19 protein-coding genes and 1 tRNA gene are annotated in these 22,499 nt (G+C 50.2%); 16 read left to right on the forward strand and 4 right to left on the reverse strand.

Annotated features, from left to right (window positions below; all coding sequences use genetic code 11):
- The first annotated feature begins 75 nt into the window (after nt 1-75).
- From OGY13_RS18575 to yejF, 9 genes are all read left to right on the forward strand, one after another.
- Nucleotides 76-1,542: a mannitol dehydrogenase family protein gene (locus tag OGY13_RS18575; RefSeq protein ID WP_008785284.1), complete on the forward strand. Its 1,467-nt coding sequence runs from the start codon at nt 76-78 to the stop codon at nt 1,540-1,542.
- Between the two features lie 119 nt (nt 1,543-1,661).
- Nucleotides 1,662-2,648, forward strand: a complete 987-nt coding sequence (locus OGY13_RS18580; RefSeq protein ID WP_118262681.1) for a CobW family GTP-binding protein — start codon at nt 1,662-1,664, stop codon at nt 2,646-2,648.
- A gap of 33 nt (nt 2,649-2,681) precedes the next feature.
- Entirely contained in the window at nt 2,682-3,395 is a 714-nt protein-coding gene (locus OGY13_RS18585; RefSeq protein WP_032944023.1) for a phosphatase PAP2 family protein, read from the forward strand.
- Nucleotides 3,396-3,808: 413 nt separating this feature from the next.
- Nucleotides 3,809-4,378 carry a bifunctional murein DD-endopeptidase/murein LD-carboxypeptidase gene (mepS, locus tag OGY13_RS18590; protein ID WP_003834567.1) on the forward strand — a complete coding sequence of 190 codons (570 nt, stop codon included), beginning with the start codon at nt 3,809-3,811 and terminating at the stop codon, nt 4,376-4,378.
- Nucleotides 4,379-4,545: 167 nt separating this feature from the next.
- A complete protein-coding gene (locus OGY13_RS18595) occupies nt 4,546-6,105 on the forward strand; it encodes a cyclic di-GMP phosphodiesterase (RefSeq protein WP_048215898.1) in 1,560 nt (519 codons plus the stop codon).
- 100 nt (nt 6,106-6,205) lie between these two features.
- Nucleotides 6,206-8,020, forward strand: coding sequence for an extracellular solute-binding protein (locus tag OGY13_RS18600; protein ID WP_213752774.1), 1,815 nt, complete (start codon nt 6,206-6,208; stop codon nt 8,018-8,020).
- Nucleotides 8,021-9,115 (forward strand): microcin C ABC transporter permease YejB, encoded by a 1,095-nt coding sequence (locus tag OGY13_RS18605; RefSeq protein WP_213752775.1) that lies wholly within the window; start codon nt 8,021-8,023, stop codon nt 9,113-9,115. It begins immediately after the preceding gene.
- A complete protein-coding gene (locus OGY13_RS18610; protein ID WP_003834577.1) occupies nt 9,115-10,140 on the forward strand; it encodes an ABC transporter permease in 1,026 nt (341 codons plus the stop codon). Before OGY13_RS18605 ends, OGY13_RS18610 begins: the two co-directional genes overlap by 1 nt.
- A gap of 1 nt (nt 10,141) precedes the next feature.
- Nucleotides 10,142-11,731, forward strand: coding sequence for a microcin C ABC transporter ATP-binding protein YejF (gene yejF / locus OGY13_RS18615; protein ID WP_208743980.1), 1,590 nt, complete (start codon nt 10,142-10,144; stop codon nt 11,729-11,731).
- A gap of 3 nt (nt 11,732-11,734) precedes the next feature.
- On the opposite strand, the gene OGY13_RS18620 is transcribed toward yejF, so the two are convergent.
- The 3 genes from OGY13_RS18620 to rsuA all read right to left on the reverse strand — a co-directional run bounded on the left by OGY13_RS18620 (nt 11,735) and on the right by rsuA (nt 14,326).
- Nucleotides 11,735-12,079 (reverse strand): YejG family protein, encoded by a 345-nt coding sequence (locus tag OGY13_RS18620; RefSeq protein WP_085951589.1) that lies wholly within the window; start codon nt 12,077-12,079, stop codon nt 11,735-11,737.
- A 333-nt stretch (nt 12,080-12,412) separates the two neighbouring features.
- Nucleotides 12,413-13,603, reverse strand: a complete 1,191-nt coding sequence (locus OGY13_RS18625) for a Bcr/CflA family multidrug efflux MFS transporter (protein ID WP_003834584.1) — start codon at nt 13,601-13,603, stop codon at nt 12,413-12,415.
- A 15-nt stretch (nt 13,604-13,618) separates the two neighbouring features.
- Nucleotides 13,619-14,326, reverse strand: a complete 708-nt coding sequence (rsuA, locus tag OGY13_RS18630) for a 16S rRNA pseudouridine(516) synthase RsuA (protein ID WP_008785291.1) — start codon at nt 14,324-14,326, stop codon at nt 13,619-13,621.
- A 151-nt stretch (nt 14,327-14,477) separates the two neighbouring features.
- Here rsuA and radD point away from each other — a divergent pair, with 151 nt between their 5' ends.
- Complete coding sequence (gene radD / locus OGY13_RS18635; RefSeq protein WP_079934598.1) at nt 14,478-16,238, forward strand: DNA repair helicase RadD; 1,761 nt, start codon at nt 14,478-14,480, stop codon at nt 16,236-16,238.
- 124 nt (nt 16,239-16,362) lie between these two features.
- Entirely contained in the window at nt 16,363-16,647 is a 285-nt protein-coding gene (gene rplY / locus OGY13_RS18640; RefSeq protein WP_003027502.1) for a 50S ribosomal protein L25, read from the forward strand.
- A gap of 120 nt (nt 16,648-16,767) precedes the next feature.
- Here the strand turns inward: rplY and yejK are convergent, their stop codons facing one another.
- The gene (gene yejK, locus OGY13_RS18645; protein ID WP_048234884.1) at nt 16,768-17,775 is read right to left on the reverse strand and encodes a nucleoid-associated protein YejK; all 1,008 of its coding nucleotides are present in this window, start codon (nt 17,773-17,775) and stop codon (nt 16,768-16,770) included.
- Between the two features lie 134 nt (nt 17,776-17,909).
- On the opposite strand from yejK, the gene OGY13_RS18650 reads away from it, so the two are divergent.
- The 5 genes from OGY13_RS18650 (at nt 17,910) to narP (ending at nt 22,481) form a co-directional block, all read left to right on the forward strand.
- Complete coding sequence (locus OGY13_RS18650) at nt 17,910-18,137, forward strand: YejL family protein (RefSeq protein WP_003027506.1); 228 nt, start codon at nt 17,910-17,912, stop codon at nt 18,135-18,137.
- 31 nt (nt 18,138-18,168) lie between these two features.
- Complete coding sequence (yejM, locus tag OGY13_RS18655; RefSeq protein WP_057066518.1) at nt 18,169-19,929, forward strand: LPS biosynthesis-modulating metalloenzyme YejM; 1,761 nt, start codon at nt 18,169-18,171, stop codon at nt 19,927-19,929.
- Nucleotides 19,930-20,003: 74 nt separating this feature from the next.
- Nucleotides 20,004-20,080: transfer RNA gene (locus OGY13_RS18660), tRNA-Pro, on the forward strand.
- Between the two features lie 324 nt (nt 20,081-20,404).
- Complete coding sequence (locus tag OGY13_RS18665) at nt 20,405-20,842, forward strand: glycosyltransferase family 2 protein (protein WP_213752776.1); 438 nt, start codon at nt 20,405-20,407, stop codon at nt 20,840-20,842.
- Nucleotides 20,843-21,833: 991 nt separating this feature from the next.
- Complete coding sequence (gene narP, locus OGY13_RS18670) at nt 21,834-22,481, forward strand: nitrate/nitrite response regulator protein NarP (RefSeq protein WP_003834605.1); 648 nt, start codon at nt 21,834-21,836, stop codon at nt 22,479-22,481.
- The last annotated feature ends 18 nt before the right edge of the window (nt 22,482-22,499 follow it).

Below are 22,499 nucleotides of genomic sequence, written 5' to 3' on the forward strand. Positions count from 1 at the left end.
AGGCACACCAATTCAATTTGTTGTCATATAACTTTATACTGACATTGTTAATTTATGGTTACTCAGGTGTATTAAATGAAAACTATTGCCTCAGCGCCACTGGCGGAAAATGTCATGATGCCGCAATACGACCGCCAGCAATTAAAAACGCGGATTGTGCATTTTGGTTTCGGTGCTTTTCACCGCGCCCATCAGGCGTTACTAACCGACAGGGTGCTGAATGCGCAGGGTGGAGACTGGGGTATTTGTGAGATCAGTCTGTTCAGCGGCGATCGACTGATGAGCCAACTGCGCGAACAGGATCATTTATTTACCGTGCTGGAAAAAGGGGCCAACGGTAACCAGCCAATTGTTATCGGCGCCGTCAACGAATGTCTCAACGCCAGGCTGGATTCGCTGGCGGCCATTATCGAAAAATTCTGCGAACCTCAGGTGGCTATTGTCTCGCTAACCATCACAGAAAAAGGCTACTGCATCGATCCGGCGACAGGCTCGTTAGACCTCAGTAATCCACGTATTGCTCACGATCTGCAAACACCGACTGAACCGCACTCTGCCCCCGGAATTATTGTTGAAGCCCTACATCGCCGACGTGAACGCGGGCTACAGCCGTTTACCGTCCTCTCTTGCGATAACATCCCGGACAATGGTCATGTGGTAAAAAATGCCGTCCTTGGAATGGCGGAGAAACGTTCACCAGAACTGGCAACCTGGATTCAGGAGCATGTCAGTTTCCCAGGCACCATGGTCGACCGCATTGTCCCTGCCGCCACTGAAGAGTCACTGGCCGAAATTGCCCGCGAGCTGGGGGTTGCTGATCCTTGCGCAATCAGCTGCGAACCGTTTATCCAGTGGGTGATTGAAGATAATTTTGTGTGTGGCCGCCCACAATGGGAAACGGCGGGCGTCCAGATGGTCGAAAATGTGTTGCCGTGGGAACAAATGAAACTGCGGATGCTGAACGGCAGTCATTCGTTTCTCGCTTATCTCGGCTATCTGGCCGGGTTCCAGCACATCAGCGACTGTATGCAGGACAGCGCATTTCGTGAAGCCGCTTACCGCCTGATGCTCAACGAACAGGCACCTACGCTGCAAATTACCGATGTGGATTTAGACCAGTATGCCCTAAGCCTGTTGGAGCGTTTTGCCAACCCAGCGTTGAAACATAAAACCTGGCAAATCGCGATGGACGGTAGCCAGAAATTACCCCAGCGCATGTTGGAAGGGATCCGCGTACATTTAGCCCGCCAAAGCGAGTGGCCACTGCTGGCGCTCGGCGTCGCGGGCTGGATGCGTTATGTGAGCGGCGTGGATGATTCAGGCACCGCTATTGATGTTCGTGACCCGTTGAGTGAAAAAATTGCCGCTCTGGTTAAACAGAGCACAGAGTCAGAACGCGTCAACGCCCTGCTTTCGCTGCGCGAGATTTTCGCTACCGATCTCGTACAGAATCCGCAGTTTGTCGCGGCCATTCAGCAGGCCTGGCAACGCATTGCCCAATACGGTGCGCATCAGGCTGTCATTGAGACGTTAAAAAGTTAACGATTTCTGCCATTAAGCAGGACGAAGCGCCTCTTCGTCCTCTCACCCCTTCTCTTTTTCCCCGTTTTTCGCCAGGATTGTTAAATGCCATTACGGTAATTTATGATTCTGGAGTAAATGTGACTAAAACCAATCTCATCACCGGTTTTCTCGGCAGTGGCAAAACCACCTCTATTCTTCATTTGTTGGCAAACAAAGACCCTGCTGAGAAGTGGGCCGTGCTGGTTAATGAGTTTGGCGAAGTTGGCATTGATGGCGCGTTGCTGGCCGACAGCGGTGCGCTGCTAAAAGAGATCCCTGGCGGCTGTATGTGCTGTGTTAACGGTCTGCCAATGCAGGTTGGCCTCAATACGCTGCTGCGTCAGGGGAAACCCGACCGCCTGCTGATTGAACCCACCGGCCTCGGGCATCCCAAACAGATTCTGGATTTACTCACCGCACCGGTTTATGAGCCGTGGATCGATCTGCGCGCAACCCTTTGTATCCTTGATCCTCGCCTGTTACTGGATGAGAAAAGCGTCGCCAATGACAATTTCCGCGATCAGCTGGCCGCCGCTGATATCATTGTTGCCAACAAAACCGACCGTGCCACGACGGAAAGCGAAAACGCCCTGCAAAGCTGGTGGCAACACTACGGCGGTAATCGACAGTTGGTTCATGCCGACCATGGGCAAATTGACGGACAGCTACTGGATTTGCCCCGACTAAACCTGGCGGAGCTTCCTGTAAGCGCGGAGCACGCCCATAGCCATGCCAACAAAAAGGGGCTGGCAGCATTGAGCTTACCCGCACAGCAGCGCTGGCGTCGTAGCCTGAACAGCGGTCAGGGCCATCAGGCCTGCGGTTGGATTTTTGACGCCGATACGGTGTTCGATACCATCGGTCTGCTGGAATGGTCGCGTCTTGCCCCGGTTGGGCGCGTGAAGGGGGTAATGCGTATTAAAGAAGGACTGGTACGCATTAACCGCCAGGGAGACGACTGGCATATAGAGACGCAAAACGTCGCACCACCGGATAGCCGTATTGAACTCATCGCCGATACCGAGACTGACTGGAATGCGTTACAGAGCGCGTTGTTGAGACTTCGTTTAGACGCTAGCGCGTAAGGTTGCCTTCGTTTTTAGCAATGGTAAACGACGATGAAAACCCGATACCCTTTAATCCTCCTGCTTAATATTGCTGGTCTGGCACTGTTTCTGTCCTGGTATATTCCAGCCGGGCATGGGTTCTGGTCTTCACTCGATACGGGCGTTTTCCGCTTCTTTAATCATAAACTGGTGGAAAGCCCGCTGTTCTTATGGGTTGTTGCTATTACCAATAATCGGGCATTTGATGGCTGCTCATTGCTGGCTATGGGCGCATTGATGCTGCACTTTTGGCTCAAAGAGACGTCGGAAGGTCGCCGACGCATTGTGGCAATTGGTTTGGTTATGCTGCTCACTGCAGTAGTATTAAACCAACTGGGCCAGGCGCTTATTCCCGTTAAACGCGCCAGCCCCACGCTTATGCTGGATAATATTTATCGCGTCAGCGAACTGCTGCATATTCCGACCAAAGATGCGTCGAAAGACAGTTTTCCTGGCGATCACGGCATGATGCTGCTTATTTTTTCCGCATTCATGCTGCGTTATTTCGGAAAAGTCGCAGGAATAATCGGCCTTATTATTGCTGTGGTTTTTGCCTTCCCGCGCGTAATGATTGGCGCCCACTGGCTCACCGATATCGTGGTTGGTTCCATGACGGTGGTCTTGATTGGCCTTCCCTGGTGGCTAATGACGCCATTAAGCGACCGATTAGTCACTCTGTTCGTGAATTATCTACCCGGCAAAAACAAACAATTTTTAAACAAATAACGCAGAGTAATTAACATCATCAGGGATACTTCTGATTCCCTGATGATGCCGGGCAATATTTCATCATTCTGATTGTCATTCTCCTGTCATCTTATTCATGTTTAAAATGAGTAGGTTGCGTATCTTTTGCCCTAACTGTTCTTAATTTAGACAATGCCGTTTATTCACTTTCTGTATCAATTTTTCTTATAAGAAATCACGTAAAATCACTCGCATTGACCGGAACGATCGGGTAATCTCGAACTCGTTTTGCCTCGCGGGATAATTATTCCCTTTCAGAATAAATTTGTGCGTTCTGCCACAGATTTGACCTTAAGGAATTGTCTCATCGTGCGATGGTAATTAGTCTCGTCACGTTTGGCATTTTTTATAACGATATTTATCGTTAAGGACTTCAAGGGAAAACAAACAAAATGGTCAAATCTCAACCGATTTTGAGATATATCTTGCGGGGCATACCCGCGATAGCAGTTGCGGTTCTGCTTTCTGCATGTAGCACAACGAACACCGCCAAGAATATGCATTCTGAGACGCATGCTGTGGGCAATGGAGATAACTCTTCACTGCAAGCCTCTCAGGATGAATTTGAAAATATGGTACGTAATATCGATGTTAAATCACGTATTATGGACCAGTATGCTGACTGGAAAGGCGTGCGTTACCGCCTTGGCGGCAGCACCAAAAAAGGTATTGATTGCTCAAGCTTCGTGCAGCGTACATTCCGCGAGCAATTTGGTTTAGAGCTTCCGCGCTCAACCTATGAACAACAGGAAACGGGAAAATCCGTTTCGCGCACTAATCTGCGCACAGGCGATCTGGTTCTGTTCCGTGCTGGTTCTACTGGCCGTCACGTCGGTATTTATATCGGTAACAACCAGTTTGTACATGCCTCGACCAGCAGTGGCGTTATCATTTCCAGCATGAACGAGCCTTACTGGAAAAAACGTTACAACGAAGCTCGCCGGGTTCTGAGCCGCAGTTAGTTTCGTTTGGCAGCTATCCCTTGGCTATCCTGATGAGACATTCCAAAAGCACTGCTTCGGCGGTGCTTTTTTGTTTCACCCTGCGACTAAGAAAAATCTCACAACATGAGTCATTTCAGGTTATATTCATACAGAGTAAGCGGTTAAATCAGGTAAAATAAGGATCTATGTTCAGACGCTCTTCTTCATCCGGTCGGAAAATCCTGCTTTCCTGTATGTTAACGGGGCTTATCGTCGCAATACTCGTGAGTACCCTGCAGTTTTTCGTCACCTGGCATAAACGAGAAGTTAAGTACGACACGCTCCTTGCCGATATCCAGAATTACGTCAGCAGCTATTTCACCGACCTCAAAACCACCACCGATGCCCTTCAGCCGCTGGTTGCCAACAGTTGCCAACAAGTCGGCGCTAAACTGACCTCCAGTGCAGCCTTCAGCCTGAACGTTCGCGCTTTCTTACTGGTAAAAGACGGCATCGCTTTCTGCTCTTCCGCGACAGGTTCCATGTTCACTCCGATTTTGGATTTGATACCAAACCTCGATATCAGCAGAAATATTGATGTGGAATTACTTCCCGGTACGCCCATGATGCCGGATAAGCCAGCGATCATGATTTGGCACCGAAACGCGTCGTTCAATGATAGCGGCGTATTTACCTCACTGAATATCAATCTGGCACCTTACCTACTCTATACCGCCCGGCAGGATGATTTTGACGGTATTGCGATTATCGTCGGTAATACCGCAATTTCGACATTCTCATCGCGAATCATCGATGTCTCCGCTCTTCCTCATACCTCCTGGCGGCAGGCCACTCTTGAAGGGATCCCGCTTAAAATTCGCTTATACGCACAAGAGTGGAACTATACCGACGTCTGGTATTCTATTTTGTTGGGATGTATGGCCGGGATTATTGCCGCCCTTCTCCTCTGGTACTACATCTACAGCATCCGTTTACGCCCAGGCAAAGATATCCTCAACGCCATCAAACATAACCAGTTTTATGTGGTGTACCAGCCCGTCGTAGAGATGCAAACGCTGGAAGTGAAAGGCGTCGAGGTCCTGTTACGTTGGAATCACCCAACAACGGGCGAGATCCCACCGGATGCCTTTATTCATTACGCTGAATCACAGAAAATGATTGTCCCGCTGACTCAGCATCTCTTTAAGTTGATCGCCCAGGATGCCCCGGCGCTGCAAAAAGTGTTACCCGCTGGCGCAAAATTGGGGATCAATATCGCGCCATCGCATCTGCATGGCGAGACATTTAAAGACGACATCCGGCACCTGCACGCTTCACTTCCCGCAAACTATTTTCAGATAGTGCTGGAAATCACTGAACGAGATATGCTCAATCAACACGAGGCCACAAAGCTATTTGAATGGCTGCATTCCGCAGGTTTTGAAATCGCGATTGATGATTTTGGCACCGGCCATAGCGCGCTTATTTATCTGGAACGCTTTACCGTTGACTACCTGAAAATCGATCGTGGGTTTATTAACGCCATTGGAACAGAAACCCTGACCTCTCCGGTTCTGGACGCCGTGTTGACACTTTCTAAACGTCTTAATATGCTGACGGTTGCGGAAGGGGTAGAAACTCCTGAGCAAGCCCGTTGGCTGCGCGATCGTGGGGTGCATTTTTTCCAGGGATACTGGATTAGCCGACCATTAAAGCTTGCTGATTTTGTGCGTTGGATGGCACAGCCCAATAAGCCGACGTGGTGATCGCAGTATGCGATTCATATACTCTCACTCGCCGCTACATCCCTTATCTTTCAGGCATGATGCCCGTCGGGTTGTGGCAGGAAAAGGAAATCACTTTTATATGATCCCTCGCGTACTGCTTCTGTTTATTACCCTCATCGGGTTTAGCGCCCAGGCGCAATCCATCAAAGAAAGCTATGCTTTTGCCGTACTGGGTGAACCGAAGTACGCATTTAACTTTAATCACTTCGATTATGTGAATCCCGCAGCCCCTAAAGGGGGTCAAATCACCCTGTCCGCCATTGGCACGTTTGACAACTTTAACCGCTATGCGATGCGCGGTAACCCCGGAGCACGTACCGAAACGCTTTACGATACGTTGTTTACGACCTCTGACGATGAACCTGGTAGCTATTACCCGCTCATTGCCGACAGCGCACGCTATGCTGACGACTATTCCTGGGTAGAAATTGCCATTAATCCACGAGCGCGTTTTCACGATGGCTCACCCATTACCGCCCGCGACGTCGCATTCACCTTCCACAAATTTATGACTGAAGGCGTGCCGCAGTTTCGTCTGGTCTACAAGGGAACAACGGTAAAAGCCATCGCGCCATTAACCGTACGCATTGAATTAGCCAAACCGGGTAAAGAGGACATGCTCAGCCTGTTTTCATTACCCGTAATGCCAGAGAAGTACTGGAAAGATCATAAGCTCAGCGATCCCTTATCATCGCCACCGCTCGCCAGCGGCCCTTATCGCATTACGAAATGGAAGATGGGCCAGTATATTGTCTATTCGCGCGTCAAAGATTATTGGGCCGCTAATCTGCCCGTCAATCGTGGACGCTGGAACTTTGATACCATCCGCTACGACTACTATCTGGATGATAACGTCGCCTTTGAAGCGTTTAAGGCCGGTGCGTTTGATCTGCGTCTTGAAAATGATGCCAAAAACTGGGCGACGCGTTATACCGGGAAAAATTTCGCGAATCACTACATCATCAAAGATGAGCAAAAAAACGAGTCCGCGCAGGATACCCGCTGGCTGGCATTTAATATTCAGCGTCCGGTATTCAGCGACCGACGGGTACGGGAAGCCATCACGCTGGCCTTTGATTTTGAATGGATGAATAAAGCGCTGTTCTATAATGCCTGGAGCCGGACCAACAGCTATTTTCAGAATACCGAATATGCCGCGACAAAATACCCCGACGCAGATGAGCTGGTGATACTCGCGCCCTTGAAAAAAGATCTCCCCTCTGAGGTCTTTAGCCAAATCTATCAGCCGCCAAAATCAAAAGGCGATGGCTACGACCGCGACAACCTGTTGAAAGCCGATACCTTACTGGAGCAGGCCGGGTGGATACTAAAGGGTCAGCAGCGGGTAAATAGCGCCAGCGGTAAACCTCTGAGCTTTGAACTGTTGCTCCCGGCGGGCAGCAACAGTCAATGGGTGCTGCCGTTCCAGCATAACCTGCAGCGCTTAGGTATTACCATGAATATCCGCCAGGTGGATAACTCACAAATCACGAACCGCCTGCGCAGTCGCGACTATGACATGATGCCGAGGTTGTATCGCGCGATGCCGTGGCCGAGTTCAGACCTGCAAATTCTGTGGGCCTCTCAATATATTGACTCCAGCTACAACGCCCCCGGCGTACAAAGCCCGGTGATTGATAAATTGATCAATAAAATCATCGCGGCACAAGGTGATAAAGCCAAATTGATCCCACTGGGCCGGGCACTGGACAGGGTACTAACCTGGAACTACTACATGTTGCCGATGTGGTTTATGGCAGAGGATCGCATCGCCTGGTGGGATAAATTTTCACATCCTGCTATTCGCCCAATTTACACCATTGGCCTCGACAACTGGTGGTATGACGTCAACAAAGCGGCGAAACTGCCCGCTGCCAGACGACAGGGAGAATAAATGGGCGCGTATCTGATTCGACGTCTACTGCTGGTGATCCCAACGCTTTGGGCCATCATCACCATCAACTTTTTTATCGTGCAAATAGCCCCAGGCGGCCCGGTTGAACAGGCCGTCGCCGCCATTGAGTTCGGGCAAAGCGGGGCATTACCCGGCGCGGGTAGCGAAGGCGTTCGCGCCAGCCACGCGCAAACCGGCGTTGGTAACATCAGCGACAGTAATTATCGAGGCGGCCGGGGTCTGGACCCGGAAGTGATCGCCGAAATCACTCGCCGCTATGGGTTCGATAAGCCCATTCACGAGCGTTACTTCAAAATGCTCTGGAATTACATTCGTTTCGATTTCGGTGACAGCCTGTTTCGTAGCGCCTCGGTGCTGACGCTTATCAAAGACAGCCTGCCTGTTTCCGTCACGCTGGGGCTGTGGAGTACGCTCATCATCTATCTGGTGTCGATACCGCTTGGGATCCGCAAAGCGGTGCATAACGGCAGCCGGTTTGATGTCTGGAGCAGCGCATTTATTATTGTCGGCTATGCCATACCGGCCTTTCTGTTTGCCATATTGCTGATCGTCTTTTTTGCCGGGGGAAGCTACTACGACCTGTTCCCGCTTCGCGGGCTGGTTTCGGCCAATTTTGACTCCCTGCCCTGGTATCAGAAAGTAACCGACTACCTTTGGCATATTACCCTGCCGGTGCTGGCGACGGTGGTTGGTGGGTTTGCCGCGCTGACTATGCTGACCAAGAACTCATTTCTGGATGAGGTGCGCAAACAATATGTCGTCACCGCACGCGCTAAAGGGGTCAGCGAGAAAAATATTCTGTGGAAACATGTGTTTCGCAATGCCATGTTGCTGGTGATCGCCGGCTTCCCGGCAACGTTTATCAGCATGTTTTTTACCGGCTCACTGCTGATTGAAGTGATGTTTTCGCTTAACGGACTGGGATTGCTGGGTTATGAATCCACAGTATCACGCGACTACCCGGTAATGTTTGGCACGCTTTATATCTTCACCCTGATCGGTCTGCTGCTGAATATCCTCAGCGACATCAGCTATACGCTGGTCGATCCTCGTATTGATTTTGAGGGACGCTAATGTCGCGATTAAGCCCCGTCAATCAGGCCCGCTGGGCGCGCTTTCGCCACAATCGTCGCGGCTACTGGTCGCTGTGGATTTTTCTGGTGCTGTTCGGTCTTAGCCTGTGTTCAGAACTGATTGCCAATGATAAGCCGCTACTGGTGCGCTACGACAATAGCTGGTATTTCCCCCTGTTCAAAAACTACAGTGAAAGCGACTTCGGCGGACCGCTGGCGACTCAGGCTGATTATCAGGACCCGTGGCTACAACAGCGCCTGGAAAACCAGGGCTGGATCCTGTGGGCACCAATACGCTTTGGGGCCACCAGCATTAACTTTGCCACCGATAAGCCCTTCCCTTCCCCGCCTTCCGCACAAAACTGGCTGGGAACAGACGCCAACGGCGGTGATGTACTGGCACGCATCCTCTACGGCACACGTATTTCTGTCTTGTTTGGTCTAATGCTCACTCTCTGTTCGAGCGTGATGGGCATTATGGCTGGCGCAATTCAGGGCTATTATGGCGGCAAGGTGGACCTGTGGGGGCAACGATTCATTGAAGTTTGGTCAGGAATGCCAACGCTGTTTCTCATCATTCTATTGTCGAGCGTGGTCCAGCCTAACTTCTGGTGGCTGTTGGGCATTACCGTATTGTTTGGCTGGATGAGTCTGGTTGGCGTGGTGCGCGCGGAATTTTTACGTACCCGAAACTTTGATTACATTCGAGCCGCTCAAGCGCTAGGCGTAAGCGATCGCAGTATTATTCTGCGTCATATGCTGCCTAACGCGATGGTCGCGGCCCTGACTTTTTTACCGTTTATTTTATGCGCCTCGATAACTACTCTGACCTCACTGGATTTTCTTGGGTTCGGTTTACCGCTTGGCTCGCCATCACTGGGAGAACTCCTGTTACAGGGTAAAAACAACCTGCAGGCACCGTGGCTTGGCATCACCGCGTTCATCTCCGTTGCCCTGCTACTATCACTACTGATCTTTATTGGTGAAGCGGTACGCGATGCGTTTGATCCCAACAAGGCGATTTAAAATGACACAACCTCTGTTAGCCATTGAGAATTTATCGGTAGGTTTTCGTCAACAAGAGACCGTGCGCACCGTAGTCAATGCCCTCTCACTACGGGTTGATGCCGGACAAACGCTGGCGCTGGTGGGCGAGTCTGGATCGGGGAAAAGCGTGACCGCGCTTTCTATCCTACGGTTGTTACCGTCCCCTCCGGTAGTTTACCCTTCCGGGGACATCCGTTTTCATGGTGAATCATTACTTCACGCCAACGAGCAGACGCTTCGCGGCGTACGGGGGAATAAAATCGCCATGATTTTCCAGGAGCCGATGGTGTCACTGAACCCGCTCCACAATCTGGAAAAACAGCTTTATGAAGTGCTGTCGCTGCATAGGGGAATGCGTCGGGAAGCGGCGCGGGCAGAAATCCTGACCTGCCTGGATCGCGTTGGCATCCGTCAGGCAGCCAAACGTCTCGCAGATTACCCACACCAACTGTCCGGCGGTGAACGCCAGCGTGTGATGATCGCCATGGCACTGCTGACACAACCTGAGCTGCTTATTGCTGATGAACCGACTACCGCGCTGGACGTTTCCGTTCAGGCACAGATCCTGCAATTGCTGAGGGAACTACAGCGCGAGCTGAACATGGGATTACTGTTCATCACCCACAACCTGAGTATTGTGAAAAAACTGGCCGATACCGTGGCGGTCATGCAAAACGGCCAGTGCGTTGAGCAAAATAGAGCAGCACAGTTGCTCACTGCGCCAACGCATCCCTACACGAAGAAATTGTTAAACAGCGAACCTTCCGGCGACCCGGTACCTTTGCCTGTCGGGCAAGCTCCGTTGCTGGAAGTGGAAAAACTCCGCGTCGCCTTTCCTATCCGCAAAGGTATCCTGAAACGCGTGGTGGACCACAACGTCGTCGTTAACGACGTCAGTTTTTCCCTCCGGCCCGGTGAAACGCTGGGGCTGGTTGGAGAGTCAGGCTCCGGAAAAAGCACTACCGGACTGGCGCTTCTGCGGTTAATCACCTCACAGGGAAGCATTGTGTTCGATGGTCTGGCACTGCATACCTTAAATCGACGCCAGCTATTGCCGGTCCGTCACCGTATTCAGGTGGTATTTCAGGATCCCAACTCCTCGCTGAACCCACGCCTGAGCGTGCTACAGATTATCGAGGAGGGGTTGCGCGTTCATCAGCCTACCCTGTCAGCCGAACAACGCGAGGCACAGGTGAAATCGGTGATGGAGGAAGTGGGATTGGATAGCGAAACGCGACATCGTTATCCTGCGGAGTTTTCTGGCGGACAACGCCAACGCATTGCTATTGCGAGAGCATTGATTCTCAAACCTTCCCTGATCATTCTGGATGAACCAACATCGTCGCTCGACAGGACCGTACAGGCGCAAATCCTGACGTTGTTAAAATCCTTACAGGAAAAGCATCGGCTGGCTTATATTTTTATCAGCCATGATTTGCACGTAGTACGCGCATTATGCCATCAGGTTATTGTGCTACGTCAGGGAGAGGTCGTGGAGCAAGGGCAATGCGAGCACGTCTTTAACGCACCACAGCAGGCCTATACGCGTCAGCTGCTCGCGCTAAGCTGACGCTCAAAAAGGATTGTTGTTTGAAAACGGTTCTGCGATAGCCACGCCGAAGTTTTTCAGTCTGCAGGTCGCGGCAAATTCGTCCTGGCGATTCACAAACAGGCACGGCTCCCCTTCACATTCCAGTACGGAACAAGGAACCTCGATATCACTGAGGGCCTGGCTGAGCTTATGCATGACTGACCACGCGCTGTCACCATCAGGACTGAGCAATTTGAGTGCCACCAGGCTGTTCTCATTACTCTGACCGTTTTGCGGAATCGGTTCAACTTTCGAACCTGCGAAACCCACCGACCAACGATAGCTCTGCGGCAGACGATGAACGATTGAGAGTTGTAATGTCATCACTTTCTTTCCCTGGAAGCACAATCACTTCACAATTATTTTACATCAATATTAACACATCATTGACAATACGTCTTTAGACAGTTGGTAAACGTTTACATCCAGTACTTATGCTGCTTACAGAACCCAGTAATTAAATTTATTCAACGGTTCTGGCATATTTCCGGGCTATATGTACTCGTTTCTGCGATCTAACTCAACCTTTTTAACTACAATGATGTGACTTTTTACATAAATTGATTTTACATAAAATAAACATAAGCGGGGGAAATGATAGATTTGCGGTTGATGTACATCAACTCTGGAGACCTTATGGCCCCCAGGTTGTGTAATAGATCACCGTTTTTGAGCGCGACTGGCGTAAAGATAGAAGAGAATTGAGCAGGTAGCGCAAAATGCGATCGACCATATCATTGGCCAGGCCGAGTTAAAGGTCGCCAGAGACAACAGGGCCCCGACAATGGCGCCAATGCCAAAGCGGAATGTCCCAGCCAGCGATGACGCCGTTCCCGCCATATGCGGAAATTCATCCAGAATAACCGCCATGGCATTTGATGACACCATCGATACACAGCCAACAAACGCCGCAACGCCAACGACCAGAGCCCAGAACCCCAGCCCAAACAGTGCGCTAAAGACCATCCATCCCGCCATCACGAACTGGATCCACAGACCGGTACGGAACATATTCAATGCCCCAACCCGACGCACAAAGCGACTGTTGATGATAGTCATCACGAACAGGAATACGATGTTCAGTGCGAAGTAATAACCGAAATGCTGCGGTGAAACGTGGTTGATCTCAATGTAAACAAAGGGTCCGGCGCTCAGAAACGAGAACATCCCGGCAAAGCTGAACCCACTGGCCAGCATATAGCTCAGCACTCGTTTATGACGAAACAGCGAGGCAAAGTTGCCAATAGTGGTACGCAGGCGAAACGGCTGGCGACGCTCTACAGGCAGGGTCTCTTTGATCAGCGTAAAGATCATCACCGACGCCAGAACAGCCGCCATGGCGAGGATCCAAAAGATATAGTGCCAGCTCAGCCATACCAGCACCCAACCACCCACGATAGGTGCCAGTAATGGCGCTATTGTGGTGACCAACATGACGAATGACATCATGCGCGAGAACTCTTCCTTTGGATAGATATCGCGCATCAGGGCGTTGATTACCACGCTCGCCGCCGCAGCAGCCAGACCGTGGAAGAAACGCATCACGATCAGTTGATCGATAGTTTGCGCCAGGGCGCAGGCCACTGCCGCCGCCGCAAACACCAGCGTTCCGCCCAGAATCACCGGCTTGCGCCCAATGCTGTCAGCCATTGGGCCATAGAGCAACTGCCCCACTGCAAACCCCAGAATATAGGTACTGAGGGTCATCTGCGCGCTACCCGCAGGCACACCAAACTGTTCTGAGATAACAGGTAGCGCCGGAAGATACATATCAATCGACAACGGCATCAGCATGGCTAACAAGCCAAGGATAAAGACTATGGCAATTGACGAGTTCTGCCGGGTGGTCACATTTAGCTCCTGAAATTAACGCGGGGTTAAGTTAACGCTGGCGATTTCTTCTTCGGTCAATGGACGGTATTCACCCGGCTCCAGATCGTCATCAAGCCTGATGTCACCAATTCGTTCACGGTGCAGTTCCACAACGTGGTTACCCACCGCGGCAAACATACGTTTTACCTGATGATAACGCCCTTCGCTGATGGTCAATCGCACCTGAGTTGGCGTAATGACCTCCAGAACAGCCGGTTTGGTCAGGTCTTTTTCATTATGCAACTGTACGCCATGGGCAAACTGCTCGGCGGTATCGTCTGCCACTGGCGACTCCAGCGTCACCAGATAGGTTTTCTCACAATGGTGACGAGGAGAGGTGATACGATGCGACCACTGTCCGTCATCGGTCATCAGTACCAGTCCGGTGGTGTCGATATCCAGACGCCCTGCCGCATGCAGTTTGTAGGCAACCGGTTCATCAAGGAAATAGAGCACCGTCGGATGATCCGGGTCATCCGTTGAGCAAACATAACCCTGAGGCTTATTCAGCATAAAATAGCGCGGGCCATTTTGTTGAACCAGGGAATTACCGTCATATTCGACGTCGTGTTCTGGTAGCAGCTTAAAGGCACTGTTTTTAACGATTTCACCGTCGACGGTAACGCGGTTAGCACGGATCTCACGCCCGGCAATAGCGCGGCTGACGCCGAGTTGCTGAGCGATAAATTTATCAAGTCGCATGAGTGTGATTTTTGCCTGTAAAAATACGAGAAGCGGGTTTACGCCCGAAAAGTGGGACTATTATCCGCCCAGTATAGCGGTGTTACACCATCCCTCAAGGGAAATGATTCATGGCATACTATACATTGTTGCTGTTTACCTTAATGAGCTCATGATTTTTACTCTTCGCCCGTACCAAAAAGAAGCCGTGGACGCCACGCTCAACCATTTTCGCCACCACCGCACCCCGGCGGTTATCGTCCTGCCAACCGGCGCGGGCAAAAGTCTGGTGATTGCTGAACTGGCCCGCGTGGCACGTGGTCGCGTACTGGTACTGGCGCACGTCAAAGAACTGGTCGCACAAAACCATGCCAAATATTGTGCGCTGGGGCTGGAAGCCGATATTTTTGCCGCAGGCCTGAAGCGTAAAGAGAGCCACGGGAAAGTGGTCTTTGGCAGCGTACAGTCGGTAGCGCGTAATCTGGACGCCTTTCAGGGAGAATTCTCACTGCTGATCGTCGATGAATGCCATCGTATTGGCGATGATGAAGAGAGTCAGTATCAGCAAATCCTCACTCACCTGACTAAAGTAAATCCCCACTTACGTCTGCTCGGGCTTACTGCCACGCCTTTTCGTTTGGGCAAGGGCTGGATTTATCATTTTCATTATCATGGTATGGTGCGCGGCGATGAAAAAGCGCTGTTTCGCGACTGCATTTATGAATTACCGCTGCGCTACATGATTAAACACGGCTACCTGACGCCGCCAGAACGCCTCGACATGCCGGTCGTGCAGTATGACTTTAGCCGCCTGCAGGCGCAGAGTAACGGCCTGTTTAGCGAAGCGGATCTGAATCAGGAGCTGAAAAAGCAGCAACGAATAACGCCGCATATCATCAGCCAGATTGTCGAGTTTGCCCAAACCCGCAAAGGGGTGATGATTTTCGCCGCCACCGTTGAGCACGCCAAAGAAATTCTGGGCCTGCTGCCCGCTGACGACGCCGCGCTAATCACTGGGGATACGCCAGGCGCTGAGCGCGACGTGCTGATTGAAGAGTTCAAAGCCCAGCGCTTTCGCTATCTGGTGAATGTGTCGGTCCTGACCACCGGCTTTGATGCCCCGCACGTTGACCTTATCGCCATTCTGCGCCCGACGGAATCAGTTAGCCTTTACCAACAAATTGTCGGTCGTGGGTTGCGCCTTGCACCGGGTAAAACCGACTGTCTGATCCTCGATTATGCCGGCAACCCGCACGATCTGTACGCACCGGAAGTGGGTGCACCGAAAGGGAAAAGCGACAACGTTCCGGTACAGGTGTTCTGTCCTGCCTGCGGATTTGCAAACACCTTCTGGGGCAAAACCACGGCAGACGGCACGCTGATTGAACATTTTGGCCGCCGCTGCCAGGGATGGTTTGAAGATGATGACGGCCATCGCGAACAGTGCGATTTTCGTTTCCGTTTTAAAAACTGTCCACAGTGCAACGCGGAAAATGACATTGCTGCCCGCCGTTGTCGGGAGTGCGACACGGTGCTGGTTGACCCGGATGACATGCTGAAAGCCGCGCTCAGGCTCAAAGATGCGCTGGTCCTGCGCTGTAGTGGTATGGTGTTACAAAACGGGCAGGATGATAAAGGCGAATGGCTGAAAATCACCTATTACGATGAAGATGGCGCTGACGTCAGCGAACGCTTTCGCCTGCACACTCCCGCGCAGCGTACGGCCTTCGAACAACTGTTTATTCGCCCGCACACCCGAACACCCGGTATACCCTTACGCTGGATAACCGCCGCCGATATCCTCAATCAGCAGGCGTTGTTACGGCATCCTGATTTCGTGGTGGCTCGCATGAAAGGTCAGTACTGGCAGGTCCGTGAAAAGGTCTTCGATTATGAAGGTCGCTTTCGTCGGGCACATGAATTACGCGGTTAATCGTACTTTTGATTGATGTACCAGCCGTTTGAGTATAGAATCTCGCCCGCTTTTGCATACGCAAAGCAGATCACTTACCTGTTGCTGGGTCGCCTGTAGCAGGAATTATTAAAGAGAGATTTAAATGTTTACTATCAACGCTGAAGTACGTAAAGAGCAGGGTAAGGGTGCGAGCCGCCGCCTGCGTGCCGCTAACAAGTTCCCGGCAATCATCTACGGTGGCGCAGAAGCCCCGATTGCTATCGAACTGGATCACGATGCAGTTATGAACATGCAAGCTAAAGCTGAATTCTACAGCGAAGTTCTGACCATCGTTGTTGACGGTAAAGAAGTTAAAGTTAAAGCTCAGGCTGTACAGCGTCACCCGTTCAAGCCGAAGCTGTCCCACATCGACTTCGTTCGCGCGTAATCGCAAACAAGTTGAAGAAAAACCCCGCCAAGGCGGGGTTTTTTTATGGGATTTTGTCATCGATACTGATGGTTCTCGTCGACCGGATAAGGCGTTAACGCTCTCACCCGGCACACGGTTTTATTTCCCGCCAGACGTGCGGCGCTGCAGCTGGTCGCGCAGGTTCGGCGGCGTACCTTTGATGGTCAAGGTGTCCGTCGCCGGATCCCAGAAAATACGTTCACCCAGTAACATAGCGTCGAAGTTAATGGTTAACCCACCGCCGCTGCCGGCAAATTTGGTTAACTGACGCAGCGTACTGCGATCCGCAGGGAAGCTCTCTTCCAGCTCGTAGCCTTTATCAGCGGTAAATTCGCTGAAGCTGACTTCACTGACGCCGGAAAGCTCTTTAGATAGCGACTCCAGTTCGATCTCTTCACCAGCCTGCAGCTGCTCGTTACAGTAGCTGTACACCTGCTGACGCACGTTCTGGCGTTCGGCTTTATCGAGTTGAGCCTCATTGGTAAAGTCATCGAGCGCCTGCAGCAGGCCACGGTTTTGTGCTTTGGCGTTCAGACCTTCGCTGGCACCGAGGAAATCCATAAAGAAATCGGCGACTTTACGCCCGACCCGCCCTTTCAGGAACGTCAGATAGCGCGTGGACTCCGGATTGGTTTCCCACTCGGTTAAATCAATACGCGCCACGATGTCCGCATGATTGATATCCAGATAGTGCGTCGGGTTGATATCCAGATTTTCATTGACGCGCATGCTGCTTAAATTGTTCAGCACGGCGACCAGCAGATACTCTACCGCCAGATAGCGGTAATGGCAGAACAGGACAATACCGCCGTCGGCAAAAGGATATTTCGCCAGCTCGTCCCGCAAGCGTCCGGTCGCGGCACGACTAAATGCCAGAAAATCCTCTTCACCCTGACGCTGTAAACGCAGCGTTTGCGCCAGTTCACTCTCTTCGCTAAACAGGCCATAGGCTTTATTCTTAGCGCTATACACCCGATGCAACTCAGCCATCATATCGACAACCGTCGCTGTCGGTTCCAGTAATGAATCGCGCAAGACCAGCTCAAGGTTCTGCTCGTCACGTTTGATAAGCTGGTGCAGGGCAATCTGGTTGATATCCAGACTCATGATAAACTCTCCTTTTAGACCGGGCGGTATTCAACCACCTGCCGGGCAGTGACGCAATAGAAGATAAAAAAGCAGAAAAAAAACTGTCTGTACGGTAATATGTTGCCCTTTCATGAACAGACTGATTTCGATTTATGCCACAAATTTCCCGCTATAGTGACGAACACGTTGAACAACTGCTGAATGAGATGCTCAACGTACTGGAAAAACATAAGGCGCCGACCGACCTTTCCCTGATGGTTCTGGGAAACATGGTGACTAACCTTATCAATACAAGCATCGCACCGGCCCAGCGCCAGGCGATTGCCAACTCTTTTGCCCGCGCATTGCAGTCTTCGGTAAACGACGACCAAGCGCATTAAGAGCCTGCTCCGGGGAAACGAACAATAGTTTATGGTAACTCATCGTCAGCGCTACCGTGAGAAAGTCTCCCAGATGGTTAGCTGGGGGCACTGGTTTGCCTTGTTCAACATTCTGTTGGCCATGGTTCTCGGTAGCCGTTACCTGTTTGTCGCCGACTGGCCGACAACCCTTGCAGGTCGTGTATATTCCTACCTGAGCGTTGTCGGGCATTTTAGCTTTCTGGTGTTTGCCACCTATCTGCTAATCCTGTTTCCCCTGACGTTTATCGTCATGTCCCAGAGGCTGATGCGATTCTTATCAGCTATTCTGGCGACAGCTGGCATGACGCTGTTGTTAATCGACAGCGAAGTTTTCACCCGCTTCCACCTGCACCTTAACCCGATAGTCTGGGAACTGGTCATTAATCCTGACCAGAACGAAGCGGCGCGTGACTGGCAACTGTTGTTTATCAGCGTGCCGGTTATCCTGCTAATAGAAATGTTGTTTGCGACCTGGAGCTGGCAAAAGCTGCGCAGCCTGACGCGTCGTCGCCATTTCGCCAAACCGTTAGCGGCATTCTTCTTTGTTTCTTTTATCGCCTCGCATGTGGTGTATATCTGGGCAGATGCCAATTTCTATCGCCCGATTACCATGCAGCGCGCAAACCTGCCGCTCTCCTACCCGATGACGGCGCGTAAGTTTCTGGAAAAACATGGCCTGCTGGATGCGCAAGAGTATCAGCGTCGCCTGATCGAACAGGGTAATCCGGAAGCGGTTTCCGTGCAGTACCCGCTCAGCGAACTGCACTATCGCGATCTGGGCACCGGCCAGAACGTTCTGCTGATCACCGTAGACGGCCTGAACTACTCACGCTTTGAAAAACAGATGCCTGCGCTGGCTGAGTTCGCCGGGCAGAATATCTCCTTTACACGTCACATGAGCTCAGGCAACACCACGGATAACGGGATCTTTGGCCTGTTCTATGGCGTATCACCAAGCTACATGGACGGCATTTTGTCGACCCGAACGCCTGCGGCGCTGATCTCTGCACTGAACCAGCAGGGTTATCAGTTAGGGCTATTCTCCTCGGATGGCTTTACCAGCCCGCTTTATCGTCAGGCGCTACTGTCAGATTTCTCCATGCCGAGCGTGCAAACGCAATCAGACGAACAAACCGCAAGCCAATGGATTAACTGGCTGGGACGCTACGCGCAGGAAGATAATCGCTGGTTCTCCTGGGTCTCCTTTAACGGGACAAACCTTGATGACAGTAACCAGAAGAACTTTGCCAAACGCTACGCCAGCGCCGCTCAGGATGTGGATGCCAATATTAACCGTGTACTTAGCGCCCTGCGCGACTCGGGTAAACTGGACAACACGGTGGTGATTATTACCGCGGGTCGAGGCGTGCCGCTGACTCAGGAAGAGAACAACTTTGCCTGGTCGCGTGGTCATCTGCAGGTTCCTCTGGTGATTCACTGGCCGGGAACACCTGCCCAGCGTATCAATAGCCTGACCGATCATACAGACCTGATGACGACGCTGATGCAGCGCCTGCTGCATGTCAGCACGCCGGCTAACGAATACTCGCAGGGGCAGGATTTGTTCAATGCTACACGTCGCCATTACTGGGTGACCGCCGCTGACGGCAGCACAATGGCAGTGACTACGCCAGAGATGACGCTGGTGCTGAACAACAACGGAAATTATCAGACCTATGATTTACGTGGCGAGAAAATAAAAGATCAGAAACCGCAGCTCAGCCTGCTGCTACAGGTTCTGACGGATGAGAAACGATTTATTGCTAACTGATTAATTATAAATCAGTTAGTGAGGCATCCTCTTGCATTCGTAGCGGAAAGCAGTAGTATTAGCAGCCATAGCGTCGGCACGTAGCGCAGCCTGGTAGCGCACCGTCATGGGGTGTCGGGGGTCGGAGGTTCAAATCCTCTCGTGCCGACCAAAAATCCCTAAAAAAACCAACCCTTGCGGTTGGTTTTTTTTTATGCCTGTTTGTTGTTCGTCGCAGTTTAGTAAAAGGAACCAAATGAAAAAATTCAACAAGAAATGAACTGGTAAAAGCGATCCCCCTCGTAACAAGACTATACAACATCAACGAATATAAACATCCTATAGCCTAATTCGCATCCAGACCACCCTTAGCAAGATTGTCACTACAGCTTTCTGTTCTTTGTAACAACTGATAAGATGTTAGGATGAGAAAAACGATAAGCCTCACTTGAATTATTTTTGCGCATCTGTTCAGCAATAATTAAGGATTTATTCTATGACTTCTCCATACTTGCTAAGCGTCATAATCCCTTGTTACAACTGCCAAGATTATGTTTATGAATGTCTGGAATCTGTATGCTGTCAAATTGACAATAGTGTTGAGATCATTGTGATCAATGATGGTTCAACAGATAACTCATTTAAAGAAATAGAACGGTTTGTAAGCAATAATACGAATAAAATCATTAAATTAATTACACAACAAAATATGGGGGTATCCGCAGCTAGAAATACTGGCATTGATGTATCTTCTGGAAAATATTTAGCATTCCTTGATGGAGATGATCTCTGGGATACCTCCTTCTGGGAGAAAATAAGTCCGATACTACAGTCCGATAATATTGATCTAATTGAATTTAATGAAAATAGATTTTACAATGGAAATAAAAATGAAATAACACCAGTATCAATAGTCTCAAAAATGAATCTCTAACAATAAATTCATTAAGCGATTTACGCGAAACATTTTTAAATAATGAATGGTTTCCATGGGCCAGAATTTATAAAAGATTTATATTCAATACGTTACGATTCCCGGTAGGAAGACATTACGAAGATATAGCCTTAGTACCAAAGACATATCTTGCATCAAAAACGATAAAACGGATGACCGATGTACTTGTTTTATATAGAGTCAGATCCGATAGCATTACTAATGCTCCCAAAAAGGAAGACATCGACGATATAATATACGCTTTAGGTGTTCTTAATGGATTAGCTAAGAAAAAATGCGAGACAGAAATTAAAACAATAGCCCCATCTATTCACTTAACATATAGTCTTGCGAGAAGAGTAAGCACAAGTGTTTATGGTTATTGTTTCTTTAACAATCGTCAAATACAAGCTATAAAAGCCGCAGTATCCCCATTTCTAAGCACACAAAAACCAAGCAGAAAAATTAAATTTTATTTTATACGCGAATACTGTCTTATTAAAAAAGTTAAATATAAACTTAGAACTTTTCGAAGCAATGCCTAAAAATAGGCTGCCTATGTTGGGCAGCTTTTTCTAACTGGGTTAAATATGTCATTTGACTTTTCGACATAAAAAAATCAATAGTATCCTGAAGGTGCAGAATTTGAATGCTGTCAAATCACTGTTTACAGTTTTCCTGCACTGACAGATTCACTTTGCCACCGAGGCATTATACATCTATAAGTATCGCCCCCTTAACCTACACACCGTCAGGATGTCAGTAACTAAATCATCAGTAAGGGCACCTAACTAGTTAATTTTTATAGTTTTCCTCGTATAGACTTCGTTGGAAAAATATCGTCGACCGATACCAAAGCATGTGAGTAAAGGTTTTGCTACTTACCCATGCACAAATTGGGGTAAAATTCATCCTCTCATCAGCGCGATGAATCTGGACGATTGATGCGCTGAAAACAATAATGATACTAATAAAAGCTCAGGAGAATAGTATGCCTGAAGTAACGCCTTTTCGGGTGCTGATTGTCGACGACCACCCACTCATGCGGCGGGGAATTAGTCAATTATTGCAACTGGATCCCGCATTTGACGTAGTCGCTGAAGCAGGCGACGGCGCAAGTGCTATCGATCTGGCAAACCGTCTGGACCTTGATGTGATCCTGCTGGATCTCAATATGAAAGGTATGAGCGGGCTGGACACCCTGAATGCGCTGCGTCGGGACGGCGTCACCGCGCAAATTATTATTCTTACCGTATCGGATGCCGCCAGCGATGTGTACGCCTTAATTGATGCCGGCGCGGATGGTTATTTACTGAAAGATAGCGATCCTGAAGTCTTGCTGGAAGCCATTCGTAACGGCGCCAAAGGGGGTAAAGCGTTTAGCGCTCGCGTTAGCGAATATCTGCGCGAACGTGACCTGTTTGGTGCGCAGGAAGATCCATTCAGCATTCTCACCGAACGTGAACTGGATGTATTGCATGAACTTGCTCAGGGACTGTCGAACAAACAGATTGCATCAGTGCTGAATATTTCTGAACAGACGGTGAAGGTGCATATTCGCAACCTGCTGCGCAAACTCAATGTGCGTTCTCGCGTTGCTGCCACCATCCTGTTTTTGCAAACGCGCGGCATGCAGTAATCAATGAGATGCCGGATG

The organism is Citrobacter sp. Cpo045 (assembly GCF_030332875.1).
Taxonomy (GTDB): Bacteria; Pseudomonadota; Gammaproteobacteria; order Enterobacterales; family Enterobacteriaceae; genus Citrobacter; species Citrobacter portucalensis.

Bases quoted from the DNA above. Each gene is read 5' to 3' on its own strand.
- OGY13_RS18575 (WP_008785284.1), top strand. From the start codon at position 76: ATGAAAACTATTGCCTCAGCGCCACTGGCGGAAAATGTCATGATGCCG.
- OGY13_RS18585 (WP_032944023.1), top strand. From the start codon at position 2,682: ATGAAAACCCGATACCCTTTAATCCTCCTGCTTAATATTGCTGGTCTG.
- mepS (WP_003834567.1), top strand. From the start codon at position 3,809: ATGGTCAAATCTCAACCGATTTTGAGATATATCTTGCGGGGCATACCC.
- OGY13_RS18595 (WP_048215898.1), top strand. From the start codon at position 4,546: ATGTTCAGACGCTCTTCTTCATCCGGTCGGAAAATCCTGCTTTCCTGT.
- OGY13_RS18600 (WP_213752774.1), top strand. From the start codon at position 6,206: ATGATCCCTCGCGTACTGCTTCTGTTTATTACCCTCATCGGGTTTAGC.
- OGY13_RS18605 (WP_213752775.1), top strand. From the start codon at position 8,021: ATGGGCGCGTATCTGATTCGACGTCTACTGCTGGTGATCCCAACGCTT.
- OGY13_RS18610 (WP_003834577.1), top strand. From the start codon at position 9,115: ATGTCGCGATTAAGCCCCGTCAATCAGGCCCGCTGGGCGCGCTTTCGC.
- yejF (WP_208743980.1), top strand. From the start codon at position 10,142: ATGACACAACCTCTGTTAGCCATTGAGAATTTATCGGTAGGTTTTCGT.
- rsuA (WP_008785291.1), bottom strand. From the start codon at position 14,326: ATGCGACTTGATAAATTTATCGCTCAGCAACTCGGCGTCAGCCGCGCT.
- radD (WP_079934598.1), top strand. From the start codon at position 14,478: ATGATTTTTACTCTTCGCCCGTACCAAAAAGAAGCCGTGGACGCCACG.
- rplY (WP_003027502.1), top strand. From the start codon at position 16,363: ATGTTTACTATCAACGCTGAAGTACGTAAAGAGCAGGGTAAGGGTGCG.
- yejK (WP_048234884.1), bottom strand. From the start codon at position 17,775: ATGAGTCTGGATATCAACCAGATTGCCCTGCACCAGCTTATCAAACGT.
- OGY13_RS18650 (WP_003027506.1), top strand. From the start codon at position 17,910: ATGCCACAAATTTCCCGCTATAGTGACGAACACGTTGAACAACTGCTG.
- yejM (WP_057066518.1), top strand. From the start codon at position 18,169: ATGGTAACTCATCGTCAGCGCTACCGTGAGAAAGTCTCCCAGATGGTT.
- OGY13_RS18665 (WP_213752776.1), top strand. From the start codon at position 20,405: ATGACTTCTCCATACTTGCTAAGCGTCATAATCCCTTGTTACAACTGC.
- narP (WP_003834605.1), top strand. From the start codon at position 21,834: ATGCCTGAAGTAACGCCTTTTCGGGTGCTGATTGTCGACGACCACCCA.